The following is an 18,710-nucleotide window of genomic DNA, read 5'->3' on the forward strand; positions in this document are numbered from 1 at the left end:
CCACTCGCATCCCACACAAGGTACCCGAGCCCGGCGCCGACTCCAGGCCGTGACAAGTCACGCCTAGGACACAACCCGATATCAACGCTCCGTAATTCCGGTATGCCACGATCCGCGACATTTCTCGGCCTCTTCCCGCGACATGCCTGCCCAGGGGTCTTTCAGCCGACCGCCGCGGCAAGGTCGCCGGACAGAATCTCCTCACTCTCGGTAGCGCCGCCCGCACGGTACGTCCGCACCCAGGCCCTCTTCAGGTGGAGATGGACGTCGGACTCCCAGGTGAAGCCCATACCGCCGTGCACCTGGAGGCAGTCGCGGGCGCCACGCACGGCGGCCTCGTCGGCGAGCAGCCGGGCCGCGGCGACGTCCACCGGATCCGCGGTCACGGCGGCCGCGTAGACGGCCGCGCGGGCCACCTCCGTCCGCACCAGCATCTGCGCGCACAGGTGCTTCACCGCCTGGAAGGCGCCGATCGGCTGTCCGAACTGCTCGCGCGTCCGGGCGTGTTGCACGGCCAGTTCGCAGGTGCGGGCGGCGCCGCCCAGTTGCTCCGCGGCGGTGAAAAGCGAGGTGAGGAGCCGCGTGACGGCGTCCCGGCCCGCCTCCCGGCCGTCCTCGCGGTCCCGGGCCGGGGGCACGGGCACCCGGTGCAGCGGGGTGAGCGGGTCCACGGAGGCCAGCGGTTCGGCGCCCGACGCGTCCCCGCGTACCGCGTCGGCCGCCTCCAGCCACTCCACGAGCCCGCCGTCGACGGCGGTCACCACCGTCTCGCCGGTGGCGGCCCCGGCCACCGCCCCCGCCGCGAGGTGCGTCGCGATCAGCGGACCGGGCAGCAGCGCCCGTCCCGCTTCCTCGAAGACGAGCGCCGCCTCCGGAAGGCCCAGTCCGACGCCGCCCTCGGCCTCCGGCAGCCGCAGGGCGAAGAACCCGGCCTCGCCGAGTTCGCGCCACAGGGCCGGGTCCAGGCGCGGCGGCCCGTCGTCGACGGCGGCGCGCAGTTCGTCGCGGCCGAAGCGTGCCGCCAGCCGCTCTCGCAGGCCGAACCGCAACGCCTCCTGGTCGTCCGTGAGTTGGAAGTCCATGGCGCGCCGTTCACCGTCCCTTGGGGAGGCCGAGGATGCGCTCGGCCACGATGTTCTGCTGGATCTGCGAGGTGCCGGCCGCGATCGTGTACGACAGCGACGAGAGCCGGTCGAGGGTCCACTCCTGCCCGAGGTCGAGCGCCTCGGGGCCGAGCACCTCGGCGGCGGCGTCGTACAGCTCCTGGCGCGCGTGCGAGTAGCACAGCTTGAAGACCGAGCCGCCGAAGCCGGGCACCGCCCCCGTCCGCTGCGCCTCGCCGACGTTCCACTGGGTGAGCCGCCACAGCGCGCGGAACTCGGCGTTCAGCCTGCCCAGGCGGCGGCGCAGCACGGCGTCGTCCCAGCGCCCGTTCTCGCGTGCCCGGCGGGCGAGGGCGCCCAGCACCCGCCGGCAGGCGACGACCTCCCCGACGAAGGCGGTGCCCCGCTCGTAGGACAGCGTCACCATGGTGACCCGCCAGCCGTCGTTCTCGGCGCCGACACGGTGGCCGACGGGGACGCGCACCTCGTCGAGGAAGACCTCGGCGAACTCGGTGGAGCCCGCGAGGGTCCGCAGCGGCCGGACGGTGATGCCCGGCGCGTCCATGGGCAGGGCGAGCCAGGTGATGCCCCGGTGCCTGGGGGCGTCGGGGTCCGTGCGGACGAGCAGCTCGCACCAGTCCGCGACCTCCGCGTGGGAGGTCCAGATCTTGGACCCGCTCACCACGTACTCGTCGCCGTCGCGCCGCGCGCGGGTGCGCAGCGCCGCGAGGTCGGAGCCCGCGTCCGGCTCGCTGAAGCCCTGGCACCAGACCTCCTCGCCGCGCAGCACGGGCGGCAGCCAGCGTGCCCGCTGCTCTGCGGTGCCCTCGGAGACGATGGTCGGCCCGGCGTGCAGCAGCCCGACGAAGTTCGCCCCCACATAGGGGGCGCCCGCCTTCTCCGTCTCCTCGAGGTAGATGAGGTGCTGTGTCGGGGTGGCGCCCCGGCCGCCGGCGTCGACGGGCCAGTGCAGTCCGGCGTACCCGGCGTCGTACAGCATCCGCTGCCAGCCGAGGTCGTAGGCCCGTCTGCCCGGCCAGTCGTCGGGGGACGGCTTCGGGGGCAGGGTCGGGAGCGCCTTGGCGAGCCACTCGCGCAGCCGGGCCCGGAACTCCTCCTCCTCGGGAGTGTGGTCCAGGTCCACTACAGGTCCAGGTCGAGCATGCGGATCGCGTTGCCGCGCATCAGCTTGTGGATCGTCTCGTCGTCCAGGCCCTTCACGTGGTCGAGGGCGACCTCCTTGGTGTGCGGGAAGGTGGAGTCGACGTGCGGGTAGTCGGTCTCGAAGGTGGCGTTGTCCCGTCCGACGGCGTCCAGGGACGCGACTCCGTGCTTGTCGCGGAAGAAGCAGCAGAAGATCTGCCGGTAGTAGTACGTCGACGGGGGTTCCGGGATCGTGTCCCGGACGCCGCCCCAGGCGCGGTGTTCCTCCCAGACGTCGTCGGCGCGTTCCAGGGCGTACGGGATCCAGCCCATCTGGCCCTCGGAGTAGGCGAGTCTGAGCTGCGGGAACCTGACGAGGACCCCGGAGAAGAGGAAGTCCATCATCGAGGCCATCGCGTTGTTGAAGGACAGCGAGGCCTGCACGGCGGGCGGCGCGTCCGGGGACGCGGCGGGCATCTGGCTGCTGGACCCGATGTGCATGTTCACGACCGTGCCGGTCTCCTGGCACACGGCGAAGAACGGGTCCCAGTAGCCGGAGTGGATGGACGGCAGTCCCAGGTAGGTGGGGATCTCGGAGAAGGTCACGGCCTTCACGCCACGGGCGGCGTTGCGCCGGATCTCGGCGACCGCGAGGCCGACGTCCCACAGCGGGATCAGGCAGAGCGGGATGAGCCGGCCGCCGCTGTCGCCGCACCACTCGTCGACCATCCAGTCGTTGTAGGCGCGCACGCAGGCCAGGGCCACCTCCTTGTCGTGCGCCTCGGCGAAGGTCTGCCCGCAGAAGCGCGGGAAGGTCGGGAAGCAGAGGCTGGCCTCGACGTGGTTGAGGTCCATGTCCCGGAGCCGTTCGGCGGGGTCCCAGCAGCCGCGCCGCATCTCCGCGCGGGTGATGCCCTCCAGCGTCATCTCGTCGCGGTCGAAGCCGACGGCGGCGATGTTGCGCTTGTACGGGAACTTGAGGTCCTCGTAGATCCACCAGTCGGTGGGCGGGCCGTCCGGGTCCATCGTGATCTGGTACTTGCCGCCGACGTAGGCGAGTTCACCGATGCCGGCGGTCAGCGGCTTCGGTCCCCGGTCGTGGTACTTCCGCGGCAGCCAGGTCTCGAAGAGGTGCGCGGGCTCGATCACGTGGTCGTCGACGCTGATGATGCGGGGCAGTTCGGTCATGGTTCCCCTCCGCCTGGCGAACTTATCTGATGACCCGTCAGATCTCTCGACACAAGCAGGCTAGCCCCGCGCCTATGGACCGACAAGGCGGCGAGCCCTACGCTCTGGCCAGATCTGACTGCCCGTCAGTTGAAGTCGGGCCGGTGAAACCCGGCCGAAGGAGGGCCGACGTGAACGACACCGCACACGCCCTGGGTTCCGCGCGCACGCTCTGGGAACTGGTGGACCGCCGCGCCTCGCTCACCCCTCACCGGCCCGTCCTCCTGCAGGACGACCGGTCGCTGAGCTTCGGCGCGCTGCGCGACCGCGCCGAGCGGGTGGCGGCGGGCCTGTACGACATGGGCGTACGCCCCGGCACCGTGGTGGCCTGGCAGCTGCCCACCCGCATCGAGACGGCGCTGCTGTCCTTCGCGCTGGCCCGGCTCGGCGCCGTGCAGTCCCCGGTCATCCCCTTCTATCGCGACCGCGAGGTGGGCTTCGCCCTGCGCGAGTCCAGGGCGGAGTTCTTCGCGGTGCCGGGCGAGTGGCGGGGTTTCGACCACACCGCGATGGCACGCCGGCTCGGCGCCAAGGGTGTCTTCGAGGCGTACGACGCCCTGCCGGACGGCGATCCGGCGGTGCTCCCGCCGCCGCCCGCCGACGGCGCCTCGGTGCGCTGGATCTACTGGACCTCCGGCACGACCTCCGACCCCAAGGGCGTCCTGCACACCGACCGTTCACTGATCGCGGGCGGCTCGTGCCTCGCGCACGCGCTGCGTCTGACGGCCGACGACGTGGGCTCGATGGCGTTCCCCTACGCGCACATCGCCGGGCCCGACTACACGGTGATGCTGCTGCTGTACGGCTTCCCGGCCGTGATGTTCGAGCACTTCGCGCTGCCCGCCGCCCTGGAGGACTACCGCCGGCACGGGGTGACGGTGGCCGGCGGCTCGACGGCGTTCTACTCGATGTTCCTCGCCGAGCAGCGCAAGCAGCCCGGGGTGCCCGTCGTCCCCACCCTGCGGCTCCTCGCGGGCGGCGGCGCGCCCAAGCCGCCCGAGGTCTACCACTCCGTCGTACGGGAGATGGGGGTGCAGCTCACCCACGGATACGGGATGACCGAGGTCCCGATGATCACGATGGGCGCGCCGGACGACACCGTCGAGAACCTGGCGACCACGGAGGGCAGGCCCCCGGAAGGCATGGAGATACGGATCGTGGACGGCGAGGTGCGGCTGCGCGGCGAGGCCGTCTGCCAGGGGTACCTGGACGGTGCGCAGACCGCCGCCGCGTTCGACGCGGACGGGTTCCTGGTCACCGGGGACGTCGGGCATCTGACGGAGAGCGGGCATCTCGTCCTCACCGGGCGTCTGAAGGACATCATCATCCGCAAGGGTGAGAACATCTCCGCCAAGGAGGTCGAGGACCTGCTGCACCGGCACCCCGGCGTCGCCGACGCCGCGGTGATCGGGCTGCCGGACGCCGAACGCGGCGAACGCGTCTGCGCGGTGGTCGAACAGCCGCCGGGCGCGGACGTGCTGACCCTGGACGCGGTGACCGCCCACCTGCGCGGGGAAGGGCTGTCCGTGCACAAACTGCCGGAGCAGCTGGAGGTGGTGGACGCCCTTCCGCGCAACGACACGCTGCGCAAGGTACTCAAGTACAAACTCAGGGAGCGTTATTCGGCACCGTCCGTGCCGGGCGGGGGCCCGGCGGCGCGGGGCGGCGCTACTCCGGCACCGTGAAGTAGGAGGCGAACGCGGTCACGACCTCCGCCTCGCCGATCCGGCCGTCGGAGTCCGTGTCGAGGGTGGCCGCGGCCACGGCGGCGACCTCGTCGCGCACGCCGAGCGCCTTGAGGACGCGCTCGGTCTCCTCGACCGTGGCCAGGCCGTCCCCGTCGGAGTCCGCGACGGCGAGGGCCGCGTGCAGGAAGGGACGGGCGATCTCCGCGAACCGCTCGGGGTTGTCGCGCAGCCGCTTGACCGCGCCGCTGACGAACTCCTCGCGGGTGATGCGCTGGTCGCCGTCCCGGTCCGCTATCCCCGCCATGCCCTGCCAGAACGCCTCGGCGCCGCCGTACAGGGCCTGGCCCTTGTCCGACCGGGCCGTCGTACCGAATTCGGCGAGGACCGCCTTGGTCGCGGCGTTGAAGTCCTCACGGTCGATGTAGCCGTTGCCGTCCTGGTCGAAGCCGGCGAACCGGTCGGCAATCCTGCGTTCGTACTCGGTACTGACCATGGTGTGTTCGGACCGCCTTACATCTCAGCCGGTCTCCTGTCTGACCGGACTGGGGTTCATCTGGGACGGAGCGTACGACGCCGGGCCCGCCGCGGACACGGGAAAACGACGGTTGTACCAAGACCGCGGGAATCCTGGGACAACTGTGTGGCCCCGGAGGACCGTGGGGTGGAACAGGTCACGCCGACAGGGGGCTGGACTCCTCGTCGACGGCGGAGGTCACGTCCGGGTACACGTCGAAGAGCCGGCGCACGCCGAGGGCGCCGAGGACCCGGTTGACGTGGGAGCCGTCGAGCGCGCCGCGCGCGGGCAGGATCAGTCTCAGCCGGCCCCGGCAGGAGCGGATGAGGCGGCGGGTGGCTATGAGGACGCCGACACCGCTGGAGTCGCAGAAGAAGACCTCGGAGAGGTCGAGGACGAGACTTCGCCGGCCCTCGGCCACCTCGTCGTGCACCCGCTGGCGCAGGACCGGCGACGTGACGAGATCCAGCTCGCCCGACACCCGGAGCACGGCCCACTCGCCCTGTACGCCGTCGGTCACCTTGAGCGTCACCGCCACGCCTCTCGCTCGCCTCGCCCAACAGAAACGGAAGCAGTCGCTTCGCTTCCTTCCGGCGCGGCTGCCCAGCCGTCGTTCCATGAAACACCGGTCCGCACAGGAAGAAACGCCGGTCCACGGTCGAAAATGTCGGCCGAGCGAACCTTTTCGGACGACTACGGTCTGCTTCGGTCGCGTTTTGATCGGATTCGATGGGGAAGGTGACGAGCTTCTACCATCTGCGGCCTCTCCAGGGGCGCGTATTGACGTAAAGGGGCGTGCGTCGTCAGACGTGCCGACTACATTCGAGACAGCCGTGCACACAGGCTGGACAGGAGACACAGGCACACGCACGAGCGACAGGGACGGGCGCCGGCACGACCAGGGGTGAGGGGGCCGCATGGCGAAGAGGGACACACCGCCCCGCTGGGACCGCAAGATGCAGCAGCGGCTCGCACGCGGGGAGGCCGCGGCGCTCGGTGAGCTCTACGACCGGTTCGCTTCGCTCGTGCACGGTCTGGCCCACCGCGTGCTCGGAGACGAGCGGGCGGCCGACGCCATCACCCGCGAGGTGTTCACCCACGTCTGGGAGAACCCCGAGGCGTACGACCCCAGACAGGGCCCGCTGCGCTCCTGGGTGGCCACGCTCACCCATCGCCTCGCCGTCCAGCGACTGCGGGTGAACGAGACCGCCGCCCTCGCCCGGGGCGGCCACGGCACCACCGAGGAGCTGGAGCGGAAGGTGCGCAGCGCGTCCGTCGCGGCCCGCGCGGACTACATCGTGACGTCCATGCCGGCCCCGCTGCGGGCCGCGCTGGAGCTCGCGTACTTCCAGCGCCGGGACTACCGCCAGGCCGCCGCCGACCTGGGCGTCACCGAGGACGAGGCCCGCCGCAGGCTCCGTCTCGGGCTCCAGCTCCTGTCCACCGCCCACGACGCCGGCCCCACCGGCGCCCCGCCCGAGTACGGGGGTGCGCGGTGAACGGACGACCCGACCGGTTCGAGGCCTTCGACGAGCACGAAGCCCACGGGCCCGACGCACACGGGCACGACGGACGCGACGGACACGGACGCGGCGCGCTCGAAGCACACGACGGACGCGACGACCAGGAAGAGGCTTCCGAGGGCAGTCCCTGGGAGGACGCGCCCGACGAGCGCACGGACGCCGGGCACCGCACGGACGCCGGCGCGGCAGCGCACGACGGGCCCGGCTCCCCCGCGGGCGACGGCTCCGCCGGTCCGGGCGACCCCGGCTCCCCGGAGCACGGCGGCGCCGCCGGACAGCCGGGCGGGCCCCCGCGCATACCGCTGCCCCGCTCCTCCGTCGAGGACACCGGACTCCCGCTGCCCGACCCGGCGCCCGCCCCCGCCCCCGCCCCGGCGCCGCTCGTGCTCGACCACCGGGTGCTGAAGTCCCTGCTCGGCGCATGGGCGCTGGCCGCCTGCTCGGCGGAGGAGACGGTGGCCGTCGAGGAGCATCTCGGGGACTGCGGCTCCTGCGCCGACGAGGCGCTGCGGCTGCGCGAGGCGGTCGGGCTGCTGCACCCGCCCGAGAGCCTCGACCTCGATCCGACGCTGCGCACCCGTGTCCTGGAGAGCTGCCTCGACCGGCGCCCGCCGCGCATCCCGGTGCCCGGCTGGGCTGCTCCGTACGACGCCGAGACCGCCCGGCTCGACGCACTGCTCCAGGACATCGGGGGTGCCGAGTGGCATGCGCCGGTGCGGCTGCGCTGGTTCGCCGCCGACCGGCCGGTGAGCCGCCGTACGACGGTCGCCGGGGTCATCGCGCACCTGCTGAGCGTCGACGGGCTCGTCGCGACGGCGCTCGGCCTGGAGGACCCGCTCGGCCCGGCCGTCCCGGAGTCCGCGGACCCCGCCACCCCGGAGGGCCGCACCGAGGCGTACTGGCGTGCCTCGCACTTCCCGCCCACCCGGGCCGTGCGCCTGCCCTGGCGGGAGCAGAGCCACCACCTCGTCCGTACGGTGTCGTTCGCCGTCGAGGGGGCGTCGGCGGGCGAGGCCGGGACCGGCTCGGGCGGTCTCACCGTGGCGTACGGCGGCTTCGGACTGCCGCTGAGCGACGCGATGCTGGACCGGGCCTTCGAGTGCTGGGTGCACGCGGGCGACATCGCGGAGGCCGTCGACTACCCGTACGAGCCGCCCGCGCCCCGGCATCTGCACAAGATGATCGACCTGGCCGCCCGGATGCTGCCCGCCACGCTGGCCGGGCGGCGGCGGGCGGGGCTCTCCGAGGCCCCGGCCCGTCATCTGGTCGCCGCGGGGGCGCCGGGGCGCAGCCTGCGCCTGGAGATCGAGGGGTCCGGGGGCGGTGAGTGGATGATCCCGCTCGACTCACCGGGCGCGGTCGGTTCCGCGGAGCGGGAGGTGGCCCATGTCGCGCTGGACGGCGTGGAGTTCTGCCGCCTCGCCGCGGGCCATGTCTCCCCGCAGGAGGCCGCCGCCGGTCAGGACGGCGACCGTGAGGCGATCAGGGATGTGCTCTTCGCCGCGGCGTCGCTGAGCCGGATGTAGCCGCCGGGCCGGACGCAGGGGGAAGGCCGGGGGTATGGGCCGGGCTTCTCCTAGGCGAAGACCACCGTGCGGCGACCGTTCAGCAGGATCCTGCGCTCCGCGTGCCACTTGACGGCCCGAGCCAGCGCCTGGCACTCGACGTCACGGCCGATGGCGACCAGCTGGTCGGGCGTCACGTCGTGGCCGACCCGCTCGACCTCCTGCTCGATGATCGGGCCCTCGTCGAGGTCGGCGGTGACGTAGTGCGCGGTCGCGCCGATCAGCTTGACGCCCCGGGCGTGGGCCTGGTGGTAGGGCTTCGCGCCCTTGAAGCTCGGCAGGAAGGAGTGGTGGATGTTGATGATCCGCCCGCTGAGCTGCTTGCACAGATCGTCGGAGAGGACCTGCATGTAGCGGGCCAGGACGACGAGTTCGACGTTCTCGCCGCGGACCAGTTCGAGGAGCTGGGCCTCTGCCTCCGCCTTCGTGTCCTTGGTCACCGGGATGTGGTGGAAGGGGACGTCGTACGACGCCACGAGCTCGGCGAAATCGGTGTGGTTGGAGACCACGGCGGCGATGTCGACGGGCAGTGCGCCGATCCGTGCGCGGAACAGCAGGTCGTTCAGGCAGTGGCCGAACTTGCTGACCATGAGGACGACCCGCATCCGGTCCTCGGCACGGTGGATCTGCCAGTCCATGTGGAAGGAGTCACCGATCGCCGCGAAACTCGCCCGCAGTTTGTCCACGGTCACTGGCGCCTCCGCCGAGAAGTGGACCCGCATGAAGAACAGTCCCGTGTCGTGGTCGCCGAACTGCTGGCTGTCCTCGATGTTGCAGCCGGTCATGAACAGGTAGCTCGACACGGCGTGCACGATCCCCTGCTTGTCCGGGCAGGAGAGGATCAGGACGTACTGCTCGGCGGCGGGTGCGGCCCCGCGGACGGACTGCTCATTCATGCAGCACAGGGTCCCATATCAGACCCCCGGAACGGGCAGCCGTCCCGCCACACGGACGCCCTCGAGGCGTGGCGGGCGCTATGCCGAGCGCGTCAGGATGCGCAGCACTTCGAGCGTGCGCGGCGGGGCGTCGGGGTCCTCACCGTCGCTCGCCGCCAGCCGCACATGTGCGTCGCGCGCGGCGCGGACGGCCTCCGGCCACGCGTGGTGGTCGAGGTACGCGGAGACCGGCGCGTCGGGCCCGACCTGGTGCATGATCCGCAGCACGCGCAGCACCGCGGTGTCGACGAGGGCCGCCTCCTGGGAGTCCCGGAATATCGTGCCGACGTACTTCTCGCCGGACCAGTTGTCCAGCCAGGTGTCCTCGACCAGGCGGTACACGGCGTCGGTGACGTCCCCGTACCCGTCGATGCCCGCGAGCCAGACGTCACGCTGGAACACGGGGTCGGAGAGCATGTGCAGCGCGGAGCGCACATTGCTGCGCCAGCGCCACCACGGCATGTCGTTGAGTGGCATGCCGCCCATGGTGGATGAGCGACGGCCGCGACGGGAAGAGTTCTCCGAACCTTGCACGGTCATCGATCGTACGTTCCCCGCGAAATCCGGATCACAGGCCCCCGTAATTCACCTCTGTGTCACCTTCCATTGACCACGGGTCACTCGAAGGTTAGTGATGTGACGGAATCGTGCGTGTCCATGACCGGCAGTCGGCGTACGCGCACCAGCTCCTCCGTCCTCCCCCGGCCCCTGCGGGCCACGCTGCTGTCCGCGGGCGCGCTGGCCGCGTGTGCGTCGATCGCCGTCGGATGCGGGGTCATCCCTGGTGCCACGGGGGGTTCCGGGGACGACTCCGTCACCGTCATGACCTGGGCGCCCGAGAAGACCGCGGCGACCAACAAACCCGGCATGCCCGCCATGGCGAAGGCCTACGCCCGCTGGGTCAACGCGCACGGCGGGATCAACGGCCACCCGCTCAAGGTCCTCACCTGCAACGACCACAACGACGCCGTGTTCGCCGCGCGCTGCGCGCAGCGCGCGGCGAAGGAGAACGTCGTCGCCGTCGTGGGCTCCTACAGCCAGCACAGCCGGGACTTCCTCGCTCCGCTGGAGAGCGCGGGCATCCCGTACATCGGCGGCTACGGCGTCACCGACGACGAGTTCACCAGCCCGCTGTCCTACCCCGTCAACGGTGGCGAGCCCGCGCTGCTGGCCGGGCTCGGCGAACAGCTCGGCAAGAGCTGCGGTCCGGTCGCGCTGATCCGTCCCGACACCATCGCCGGCGACCAGCTCCCGGTGCTGCTCGACTCGGGCCTGAAGTCGCGGGCCCACTCGGCCGCGGCGGACCAGCGGGCCGCCGAGGACGCGACGGAGTACGCACGGCAGACGCAGCAGGCGCTCACCCACGCCACCTCCGACCCGGCCGAGCGGGGCTGTGTGGTGCCCGCGCTCGGCGACCGCACGGACACCTTCATGGACTCCTTCCGGCGCGACCGCCAGAACTACCCGAAGGTGAGCACGGGCACGGTGCTCGGCAGCGTCGACCAGTCGCTGATCGACGCCACGGGCGGCAGGTCCAGCCCGTACGAGGGTTCCTACGTCACCGGCTGGTACCCGACCTCGAACGACTCCCGCTGGGACCAGATGCGCTCCGTGATCAAGGAGCAGGCCTTCGGCGACAACCGGATCGACCCCGCGGACGCCGGAGTGCAGACCACCTGGATCGCGTACACCGTGCTGAAGGCGGTCATCGAGTCGCTCGGCGGCGAGAAGGTGACCTCACTGGCCGTCCGGCGCGCCCTCGACAACGGCCTGAAGGTGACCACGGGCGGGCTCACCCCGACGCTCAGCTGGCGCTTCGAGGACCTGATCGCGGCCGTCGACTTCCCGCGCCTGGTCAACGCCGACGTCACCTTCCAGGTGGTGCGCCAGGGTCTGCTGACCTCGGAGCGGCGCGGGTTCGTGAACGTGTCCAGGACGCTGGAGAACGCGGACTGAGATCACCGCGCCCTCCCGCGGTCAGGGACGGCTCACAGTTGGATCCGCGTCCGCTGCGTCAGTCCGTACTTGGACGCGATGGAGTTCCACAGCCGGGCGGCCTTCTCCTTCTCCGTGGAGGCCGTGCCGCTGGCCCGGGTGGCCGCCTGGGTCTGCCCGGTCTCGCGGGCATGGCCCTTGCGGCAGCCCTTCTTGCCGCCGACCTGGTCGGCCCAGGCCGCGTAGTGGCTGTCGGCCGACTGCGAGGCCTTCCAGGCGTTGGTGAGCGCGGTGGACAGCGCGGCGTGGTTCGGGAGCTTGTCCAGGGACAGCGCGCCGAGCCGGGTGACCAGCTCGCCCCGCTGCTTGGCCGCGTCGCGCAGGTCACTGGCCGCCTGGTCCAGGTTGTTGCACGCCCTCACGTTCGCCACGGCCTTGATCACCGAGTCACGGCTGTCGCTGCTGTCCGCGAGGAGCTTGTCCAGCTCGACGGCCTGCGCCTTGGCCGGGTCCGCGGCCGGCGACGCCGATTCCTGCGTGGCGGGAGCCGTCGCCGACACGGTCTTGCTGCCGTCGTCCTTGGTGTCGGAGTCCCCGCCGCCGCTGAGCAGCGCACCGGCACCGACACCGAGCACGGCGATGCCGACGCCGATGGCCGCGATCAACGGGATGCGCGAGCCGCTGCGCCCACCGCGGCCGCCGTCGCCCTCCTCGAAGTCGGGGGTGCCGCCGCGCCGTGCGGCGGCCCGGCCGCCCGGGGCGGGTGACGCGTACGGGGCCTGCGCGCCGTACGGGGCCTGCTGGGCCGAGGGGTCGAAGCGCGGCATCTGCTGCGTCGACGCCGGCCCCTCCGGCTCGCTGCGGAAGAGGTTGTCGAACTCCGCCGGGGGCTGCCGGTCCTCCGGCCCGCCCGGACGTGTGCCGTACGGCTCCGGCCCGGGATGTGCGGGAACGGGGGCGATGAACTGGGTGGCCTCGGCGTCCGGGTGCCCGGCGGTGGGCAGCGGCCCGGCCTCGGGGCCGCCCTGCGGCGCCCGGCCGAGGAACTGCGTGGCGTCACCGGCCGGCATCTCGGGCGGCAGGGCCCCCGGGGCGACCGGCGGGATGAACTGGGTGGCGCCCTCGTCACCGGCCGGGGCGGGCGGTATATGAGGTATGTACTGCGTGGCGCCGTCCAAGGGAGCCGCGCCTGGATTGCCGTACCCGCCCGTTTCCTGCGGCAGAGCCGCGCCGGGATTGCCGTAGCCGTCCGTGGCCTGCGGGAGAGCCGCGCCTGGATTGCCGTACCCGCCCGTTTCCCGCGGGAGAGCCGCGCCGGGGTGCTGCACCGGGGGCGGGTAGCCGTAGCCGCCCGCGTGCGCGCCCGGCGCATGCGGAGCGGCGCCGCCCGGCACACCGAAGGGGGCATGCGCGCCCTCGGGCGGCAGCGGGCCCGCACCGGCCGGCGGCTGCGGCATGAATCCCTGCGGCTGCTGAGCTCCGTGCGCGCCGGAGGCCGCCCAGCCCTGGGAGGAGTCGGAGGTGCCCCAGTCGGAGGCGGGCGCGGGCGGTGCCGGCGGCTCGGCGGCTCCCCATGCCCGGGCGTCGTTCTCGGGCGCCCCCCAGCCCTCGGCGCTGCCGGGGGCGGGCGCGGCCGACTGGTCCGGGCCCCATGGGCGGCCCCAGGCCTGGCCGCCCGCCGGGGTCGCAGCATCGCCCGCCGTACCGGGCAGCAGGGGCGCGCCACCGTCGGAGGGCAGCACGATGCCTTCGCGCGCGGGCCGCGCCGAGGGCTCCTCGCCCTGTCCGCTCTGCGTCACCGGGACTCCTACGAATGGGGGACGTTCGGAATCGTCGGCTCACGCTACCGGGTCCCGACAACCCGGTGCCACGCAGCACTGGACGCGACCCCCGCCCCGTGACCCGGGTAACGAATCCGTCCCGCGCGGCGCTGTATACGGATCCCTTCTTCACCCGCGCGTCCGTTTCCCCGCCGTTCACGCCCGGGCGGACCGTGTGTTCATGTCACCCGCACGCCCCGCCCCTGGGCTCACGCCGCCGCCTGGAGGTCCATCCGCGCGCCGAACTCCCGGACCACCGGCTCGTCCCGGTACGGCTCCAGCCGCTGCTGGAGGTCGTCCAGATACTCCGCGCCCCGGTTGGAACGCAGCGTGCCCAGCAGCTCCACGGCGCGCGTCCCGGTGTGGCAGGCCTGCTCCACCTCGCGCTGCTGCACCTGTGCCGTGGCGAGCAGCACATAGCCGATCGCCCTGCGCCGGGCCCGCGACTCGGGGTGCCCGGCGAGGGACTCCTGTGCGCACCGCGCCGCCGCTTCCGCCTGTCCCAGGTCGCGGTGGCAGTGCGCCAGCTCGTCGGCGAGATAGGCCTCGTCGAAGTGCGCGATCCACGTCGGGTCGTCCCCGGAGGCCGCGTCCGCACCCTCCAGTGCGGTCACCGCGCGCCCGGACGCCAGCTGGGCGGCGCGCGCGTCGCCCAGCAGCGCGTGCCCGCGCGCCTCCGCGGCGTGGAACATCGACTCGGCGCGGGGCGTCACCCGCCCCCGCGCGCCCTCCTGCGCGGCGCGCGCCAGCTGCGCGATCTCACGCGGGTTGCCGAGCTGTGCGGCCAGATGACTCATGGACGCGGCGAGTACGTAGCCGCCGTACCCGCGGTCGCCGGCCGCCTGGGCGAGTCGCAGCGCCTGGATGTAGTAGCGCTGGGCGAGCCCCGGCTGGCCGGTGTCGACGGCCATGTACCCGGCGAGTTCCGTCAGCCGTGAGACCGCGGCGAACAGGTCGCGCCCGACCGCCTCCCGGTAGGAGCCGGCGAGCAGTCCGGACACCACGCTGTTGAGGTAGTGCACGACCACCGGGCGCACATGCCCGCTGCCGTACTGGTGGTCCAGGTCGACGAGCGCCTGGGTCATCGCGCGGACCGCCGCCACGTCCGAGAGCCCCACCCGCGGACCTGCCGAACGCGCCACCTGGGCGTCCGGGGCGGAGATCAGCCAGTCCCGGCTCGGTTCGACGAGCGCGGAGGCGGCGACCGAGGAGCCGGACAGGAAGTCCCGTCGTCCCACGTCGCTGCGCCACAGCTCGCATACCTGTTCGATGGCGCCCAGTACGGTCGGCGAGAACTGGAGGCCCACGCCGGACGCGAGGTTCTTGCCGTTGGCCATGCCGATCTCGTCGATCGTGACCGTGCGGCCCAGCTTGCGTCCGAGCGCTTCCGCGATGATCGCCGGGGCCCGCCCGCGCGGCTGCTGTCCGCGCAGCCAGCGCGCCACGGACGTCTTGTCGTAGCGCAGATCGAGACCGTGTTCCGCGCCGCACATGTTGACCCGGCGCGCGAGCCCGGCGTTGGAACAGCCCGCTTCCTGGATGAGCGCCTGGAGCCGTTCGTTCGGCTGCCTGGCGATCAGAGGCCTTGCGGCCATGGCGTACCCCCTGCTCTCCGGCGGTTCGCCTCGGGGGCGTGCCGACCGGTGCCGAGTGAGCGATCGCGCTCGGGCCCCGCGGGCCCTTGCGCGTCCTCCCTCGCACCGGCATGCCCCTTCGATTCACCCGCCCGTGGCTGCGGTGCCTGCCCACGCACCGACTTGACGTGTCTTCAGCGGCCGACCGCACCGAAAGAAGTCGGCCAGGAAGATCAATGCCCCGCAGACATGCCGACGATGCGAGACATGTGAGGTTTGCCGGGGTAAAGGCGGTTGCCGACCCCACCGCTGCCTACCCACTCCCCGCGGCCGTTCCTCCCGCGCGCCCCCACACGTGCATCCATGCGCCCCAGACGCGGAATCAATGCTCCTCCCCCGCGCGTGTGTCCCCCGTAACCCGAGGTGGACCCGGGAGTTGAGTTCCACGTGGAAAAGACCCTGGCAGGCACCGAGTCCGCACATATCCCCCAGCAGCGTGGCGAATCGCTGCAGGAAACCGCCGTGCGCTATGCCGATGAACGCCACTGGGACGTGGTCCCGGGCACCTGGCTGGAAGCCGTCGACGGGGTGCAGCACTGCTCCTGCGGCGAGCCCGCGTGCGCCTCACCCGGCGCGCACCCGGCGCGCGAGGACTGGGCGGCTCAGGCGACGGGCAGTGGGACCGTCGCGCGCCGGCTGTGGTCGAAGCAGCCGACGGCGTCGATCCTGCTGCCCACGGGGCGGACGTTCGACGCGATCGACGTCCCGGAGACGGCCGGTTTCCTCGCCCTGGCCCGCATGGAGCGCATGGAGCTGACCCTCGGTCCGGTCACCTGCACCCCGGACCGCCGCATGCACTTCTTCGTGCTCCCGGGTGCCGGCGCGAAGGTCCCCGACCTGGTGCGGAAGCTGGGCTGGCCGCCCGCCTCCCTCGATCTGCTGGCACTCGGCGAGGGCTCGTACGTGGCCGCCCCGCCCACCCGTTTCGGTTCCCGCGGCGCCGTGCAGTGGGCCCGCCGCCCCACGCTCGCCAACCGGTGGCTGCCGGACGCGGAGGAGCTCATCTCGCCCCTGGCGTACGCATGCGGACGGGACCGGTAGCACCGCCGACCGCCTTGCCCGCCACAGCCGTTCGGCGTCGGCGGGCGCACGGCCGTCCGCGGTCGCCGCACCCACGTAGGGTTCTCGCATGACCGAGGGAGCAGGGGCCGGTGTGCCCGCCGTACGCGTACAGGGGCTCTGGAAGCGGTTCGGGGAACAGATCGCCGTCGCGGGGATCGATCTGGAGCTGCCCGCGGGCCGGTTCATCGGGCTCGTCGGGCCGAACGGGGCCGGCAAGACCACCACGCTGTCGATGGTGACCGGGCTGCTCAGGCCCGACCAGGGCACCGTCGAGGTCGTCGGCCACGACGTCTGGCGCGACCCGGTGGAGGTGAAGGCGCGCATCGGCGTGCTGCCCGAGGGTCTGCGGCTGTTCGAACGGCTCTCCGGGCGCGAACTCCTCTCCTACACGGGCCGGCTGCGCGGTCTGCCCGGCGCCGAGGTCGACAAGCGCGCCACCCAGCTCCTCGACGTGCTCGACCTCGCGGGCTCCCAGCACAAACTCGTCGTCGACTACTCGACCGGCATGCGCAAGAAGATCGGCCTGGCCTGCGCCCTCCTGCACAACCCGGAGGTCCTCTTCCTCGACGAGCCGTTCGAGGGCGTCGACCCCGTCTCCGCACAGACGATCCGCGGTGTCCTGGAGCGCTACACCGGATCCGGCGCCACGGTCGTGTTCTCCTCCCATGTGATGGAGCTGGTGGAGTCGCTGTGCGACTGGGTCGCCGTGATGGCCGCGGGACGCATCCGCGCGCACGGCCCGCTCGCCGAGGTCCGCGGCGGCGCGCCCTCCCTCCAGGAAGCCTTCCTCGAACTGGTCGGCGCGCAGGGCCGCACCGCCGGGGCCGATCTGGACTGGCTGGGCGGCGGGGCACGATGAGCGCCGCCACCGGCGGGCCGACCGCGTCGATCACCCCCGTCGTCGTACGGCTGAAGCTGTCGCTGCTGCGCAACGGGCTGCGCCAGTCGGCCGGCCGGCGGGCCGCGTACATCTCCTCCGTCGTCCTCGTCCTGCTCTTCGCCGCCCTTCAGCTGATCGGCCTGATCGCGCTGCGCGGCAACACGCACGCCCCCGCCGTCGCCCTGCTGCTGGTGGCGCTGCTCGCACTCGGCTGGGCCGTGATGCCGCTGTTCTTCCCCAGCGGCGACGAGACACTCGACCCGACGCGCCTGGTGATGCTGCCGCTGCGTCCGCGCCCGCTGGTACGGGCGCTGCTGGCGGCCTCCCTGGTCGGCGTCGGGCCCCTCTTCACGCTCTGTCTGCTGCTCGGCTCGGTGATCTCCGTCGCGCACGGCCCGGCGGCGTACGTCACCGCCGTCGTCGCCGTGGCCCTCGCCCTCCTCGTCGCTGTGGCCCTCGCACGGGCCGTCGCCGCCGCCAACATCCGGCTGCTGTCCAGCCGCAAGGGCCGTGATCTCGCGGTGCTCAGCGGTCTGGTGATCGCGGTCGGCGCGCAGCTGGTCAACTTCAGTGCGCAGCGGCTCGGTTCGGCGGGCGGTCTGTCCCAGCTCGACCCCGTGGCGGACGTACTGCGCTGGGTGCCGCCCGCCTCCGCGATCGGCGCGGTGGACTCGGTGAGTGACGGGTCGTACACGACCGGCATGGTCCAACTGCTGCTGGCGGTGGCCGCCTTGGCGGGGCTCCTGGCACTGTGGTCCCGGCATCTGACCCGTCTGATGACCTCGCCGGACGGTTCGACCCTTCAGGCGGCCGAGCCGGCCGCCCGGGAGAAGGGGGCGTCGGGAGCGGCCCGGCTGCTGCCGTCCGGGCGCACCGGGACCGTCATGGAGCGCAGCCTGCGTTATGTGTGGCGCGATCCGAAGACCAAGGCGGCATGGGTGACGTCGCTGGCCATCGGGCTGATCGTGCCGGTGTTCAACGCTCTCCAGGGCACCGGTTCGATCTACTTCGCGTGCTTCGCCGCGGGGATGCTCGGCATCCAGATGTACAACCAGTTCGGGCAGGACACGTCCGCGTTCTGGATCGTCGCGATGACGATCTCGTCCACCCGGGACGCGTACGTCGAGCTGCGCGGGCGTGCGCTGGCGCTGCTGGTGATCACCCTGCCGTACGCGACGCTCGTGACCGTCCTGACGACGGCGATGCTCGGCGACTGGCCGAAGCTGCCGGAGGTGCTCGGTCTGTCCTTCGCGCTGCTCGGCGCGATGCTGGCGACCGGTGCGTGGTCCTCGGCCCGCTTCCCGTACTCGATCCCGCAGGAGGGCTACAAGAACGTGGCCCCGGGGCAGGCGGGCCTCGCCTGGATCTCCGTCGTCGGCGGCATGGTCTCGGCGGCGCTGCTCGCGGCCCCCGTCATCGCGCTCACCATCTGGCTGAACGTGACGTCGGGCGGGGACGACTGGAGCTGGCTGGTGCTGCCGCTGGGCGCCGGGTACGGAGCCCTGATCACGGAGCTGGGGCTGCGGATGGCGGCACCGCGGACGGCAGCGCGACTGCCCGAGATACTGGCGGCGGTCAGCAAGGGCTGAGCCACGGGCCGGCCACGGCCACGGATCCCGCGGATCCCGCGGACCCGCGGATCAGGGGCCGTCGCGGGGACCTGGCGGCGGACCGGCTCCGA

At 72.5% G+C, this 18,710-nt stretch carries 16 protein-coding genes; 7 read left to right on the forward strand and 9 right to left on the reverse strand.

All coding sequences use genetic code 11. The features are described from left to right. Positions 1-161: 161 nt before the first annotated feature. From H305_RS0124935 to H305_RS0124945, 3 genes are read right to left on the reverse strand one after another with little or no spacing between them, the layout of a single operon-like run. Positions 162-1,082: an acyl-CoA dehydrogenase family protein gene (locus H305_RS0124935; RefSeq protein WP_028802797.1), complete on the reverse strand. Its 921-nt coding sequence runs from the start codon at positions 1,080-1,082 to the stop codon at positions 162-164. A 10-nt stretch (positions 1,083-1,092) separates the two neighbouring features. After that, positions 1,093-2,247, reverse strand: coding sequence for an acyl-CoA dehydrogenase (locus H305_RS0124940; RefSeq protein ID WP_028802798.1), 1,155 nt, complete (start codon positions 2,245-2,247; stop codon positions 1,093-1,095). After that, positions 2,247-3,434, reverse strand: a complete 1,188-nt coding sequence (locus H305_RS0124945; protein ID WP_028802799.1) for an amidohydrolase family protein — start codon at positions 3,432-3,434, stop codon at positions 2,247-2,249. The genes H305_RS0124940 and H305_RS0124945 overlap by 1 nt, the downstream gene beginning before the upstream one ends. A 170-nt stretch (positions 3,435-3,604) precedes the next feature. On the opposite strand from H305_RS0124945, the gene H305_RS47025 reads away from it, so the two are divergent. Further along, positions 3,605-5,158: a class I adenylate-forming enzyme family protein gene (locus H305_RS47025; protein WP_051370929.1), complete on the forward strand. Its 1,554-nt coding sequence runs from the start codon at positions 3,605-3,607 to the stop codon at positions 5,156-5,158. Here the strand turns inward: H305_RS47025 and H305_RS0124955 are convergent. Both H305_RS0124955 and H305_RS0124960 read right to left on the reverse strand, forming a co-directional pair. Further along, positions 5,142-5,654 carry an EF-hand domain-containing protein gene (locus H305_RS0124955; protein ID WP_028802800.1) on the reverse strand — a complete coding sequence of 171 codons (513 nt, stop codon included), beginning with the start codon at positions 5,652-5,654 and terminating at the stop codon, positions 5,142-5,144. The two genes, H305_RS47025 and H305_RS0124955, sit on opposite strands and share 17 nt — an antisense overlap. A gap of 178 nt (positions 5,655-5,832) precedes the next feature. Continuing rightward, positions 5,833-6,213, reverse strand: coding sequence for an STAS domain-containing protein (locus H305_RS0124960; protein WP_028802801.1), 381 nt, complete (start codon positions 6,211-6,213; stop codon positions 5,833-5,835). A gap of 379 nt (positions 6,214-6,592) precedes the next feature. Here H305_RS0124960 and H305_RS0124965 point away from each other — a divergent pair, with 379 nt between their 5' ends. Together H305_RS0124965 and H305_RS0124970 are read left to right on the forward strand one after the other, a co-directional pair. After that, positions 6,593-7,174 carry a sigma-70 family RNA polymerase sigma factor gene (locus H305_RS0124965; protein WP_028802802.1) on the forward strand — a complete coding sequence of 194 codons (582 nt, stop codon included), beginning with the start codon at positions 6,593-6,595 and terminating at the stop codon, positions 7,172-7,174. Next, positions 7,171-8,724, forward strand: a complete 1,554-nt coding sequence (locus H305_RS0124970) for a zf-HC2 domain-containing protein (RefSeq protein ID WP_028802803.1) — start codon at positions 7,171-7,173, stop codon at positions 8,722-8,724. The genes H305_RS0124965 and H305_RS0124970 overlap by 4 nt, the downstream gene beginning before the upstream one ends. 50 nt (positions 8,725-8,774) lie before the next feature. Here H305_RS0124970 and purU read toward each other — a convergent pair whose 3' ends face one another. Together purU and H305_RS0124980 are read right to left on the reverse strand one after the other, a co-directional pair. Then, positions 8,775-9,659 carry a formyltetrahydrofolate deformylase gene (purU, locus tag H305_RS0124975; RefSeq protein ID WP_028802804.1) on the reverse strand — a complete coding sequence of 295 codons (885 nt, stop codon included), beginning with the start codon at positions 9,657-9,659 and terminating at the stop codon, positions 8,775-8,777. A 78-nt stretch (positions 9,660-9,737) separates the two neighbouring features. Continuing rightward, complete coding sequence (locus tag H305_RS0124980) at positions 9,738-10,238, reverse strand: SCO4402 family protein (RefSeq protein WP_028802805.1); 501 nt, start codon at positions 10,236-10,238, stop codon at positions 9,738-9,740. Positions 10,239-10,355: 117 nt separating this feature from the next. On the opposite strand from H305_RS0124980, the gene H305_RS0124985 reads away from it, so the two are divergent. Then, positions 10,356-11,654 carry an ABC transporter substrate-binding protein gene (locus tag H305_RS0124985; protein WP_028802806.1) on the forward strand — a complete coding sequence of 433 codons (1,299 nt, stop codon included), beginning with the start codon at positions 10,356-10,358 and terminating at the stop codon, positions 11,652-11,654. A gap of 32 nt (positions 11,655-11,686) precedes the next feature. Here the strand turns inward: H305_RS0124985 and H305_RS0124990 are convergent, their stop codons facing one another. Together H305_RS0124990 and H305_RS0124995 are read right to left on the reverse strand one after the other, a co-directional pair. After that, on the reverse strand, positions 11,687-13,432 hold the full coding sequence (locus tag H305_RS0124990; RefSeq protein WP_028802807.1) for a hypothetical protein: 1,746 nt from the start codon (positions 13,430-13,432) through the stop codon (positions 11,687-11,689). A gap of 230 nt (positions 13,433-13,662) precedes the next feature. Then, positions 13,663-15,048, reverse strand: coding sequence for a hypothetical protein (locus tag H305_RS0124995; protein WP_028802808.1), 1,386 nt, complete (start codon positions 15,046-15,048; stop codon positions 13,663-13,665). 426 nt (positions 15,049-15,474) lie between these two features. On the opposite strand from H305_RS0124995, the gene H305_RS0125000 reads away from it, so the two are divergent. From H305_RS0125000 to H305_RS0125010, 3 genes are all read left to right on the forward strand, one after another. Beyond that, positions 15,475-16,128 (forward strand): bifunctional DNA primase/polymerase, encoded by a 654-nt coding sequence (locus tag H305_RS0125000; protein ID WP_028802809.1) that lies wholly within the window; start codon positions 15,475-15,477, stop codon positions 16,126-16,128. A gap of 88 nt (positions 16,129-16,216) precedes the next feature. After that, positions 16,217-17,008: an ABC transporter ATP-binding protein gene (locus tag H305_RS0125005; RefSeq protein WP_028802810.1), complete on the forward strand. Its 792-nt coding sequence runs from the start codon at positions 16,217-16,219 to the stop codon at positions 17,006-17,008. Beyond that, positions 17,005-18,618 carry a hypothetical protein gene (locus H305_RS0125010; RefSeq protein ID WP_028802811.1) on the forward strand — a complete coding sequence of 538 codons (1,614 nt, stop codon included), beginning with the start codon at positions 17,005-17,007 and terminating at the stop codon, positions 18,616-18,618. Before H305_RS0125005 ends, H305_RS0125010 begins: the two co-directional genes overlap by 4 nt. The last annotated feature ends 92 nt before the right edge of the window (positions 18,619-18,710 follow it).

The sequence above is a fragment of the Streptomyces sp. 142MFCol3.1 genome (genome assembly GCF_000424945.1).
Taxonomy (GTDB): domain Bacteria; phylum Actinomycetota; class Actinomycetes; order Streptomycetales; family Streptomycetaceae; genus Streptomyces; species Streptomyces siamensis.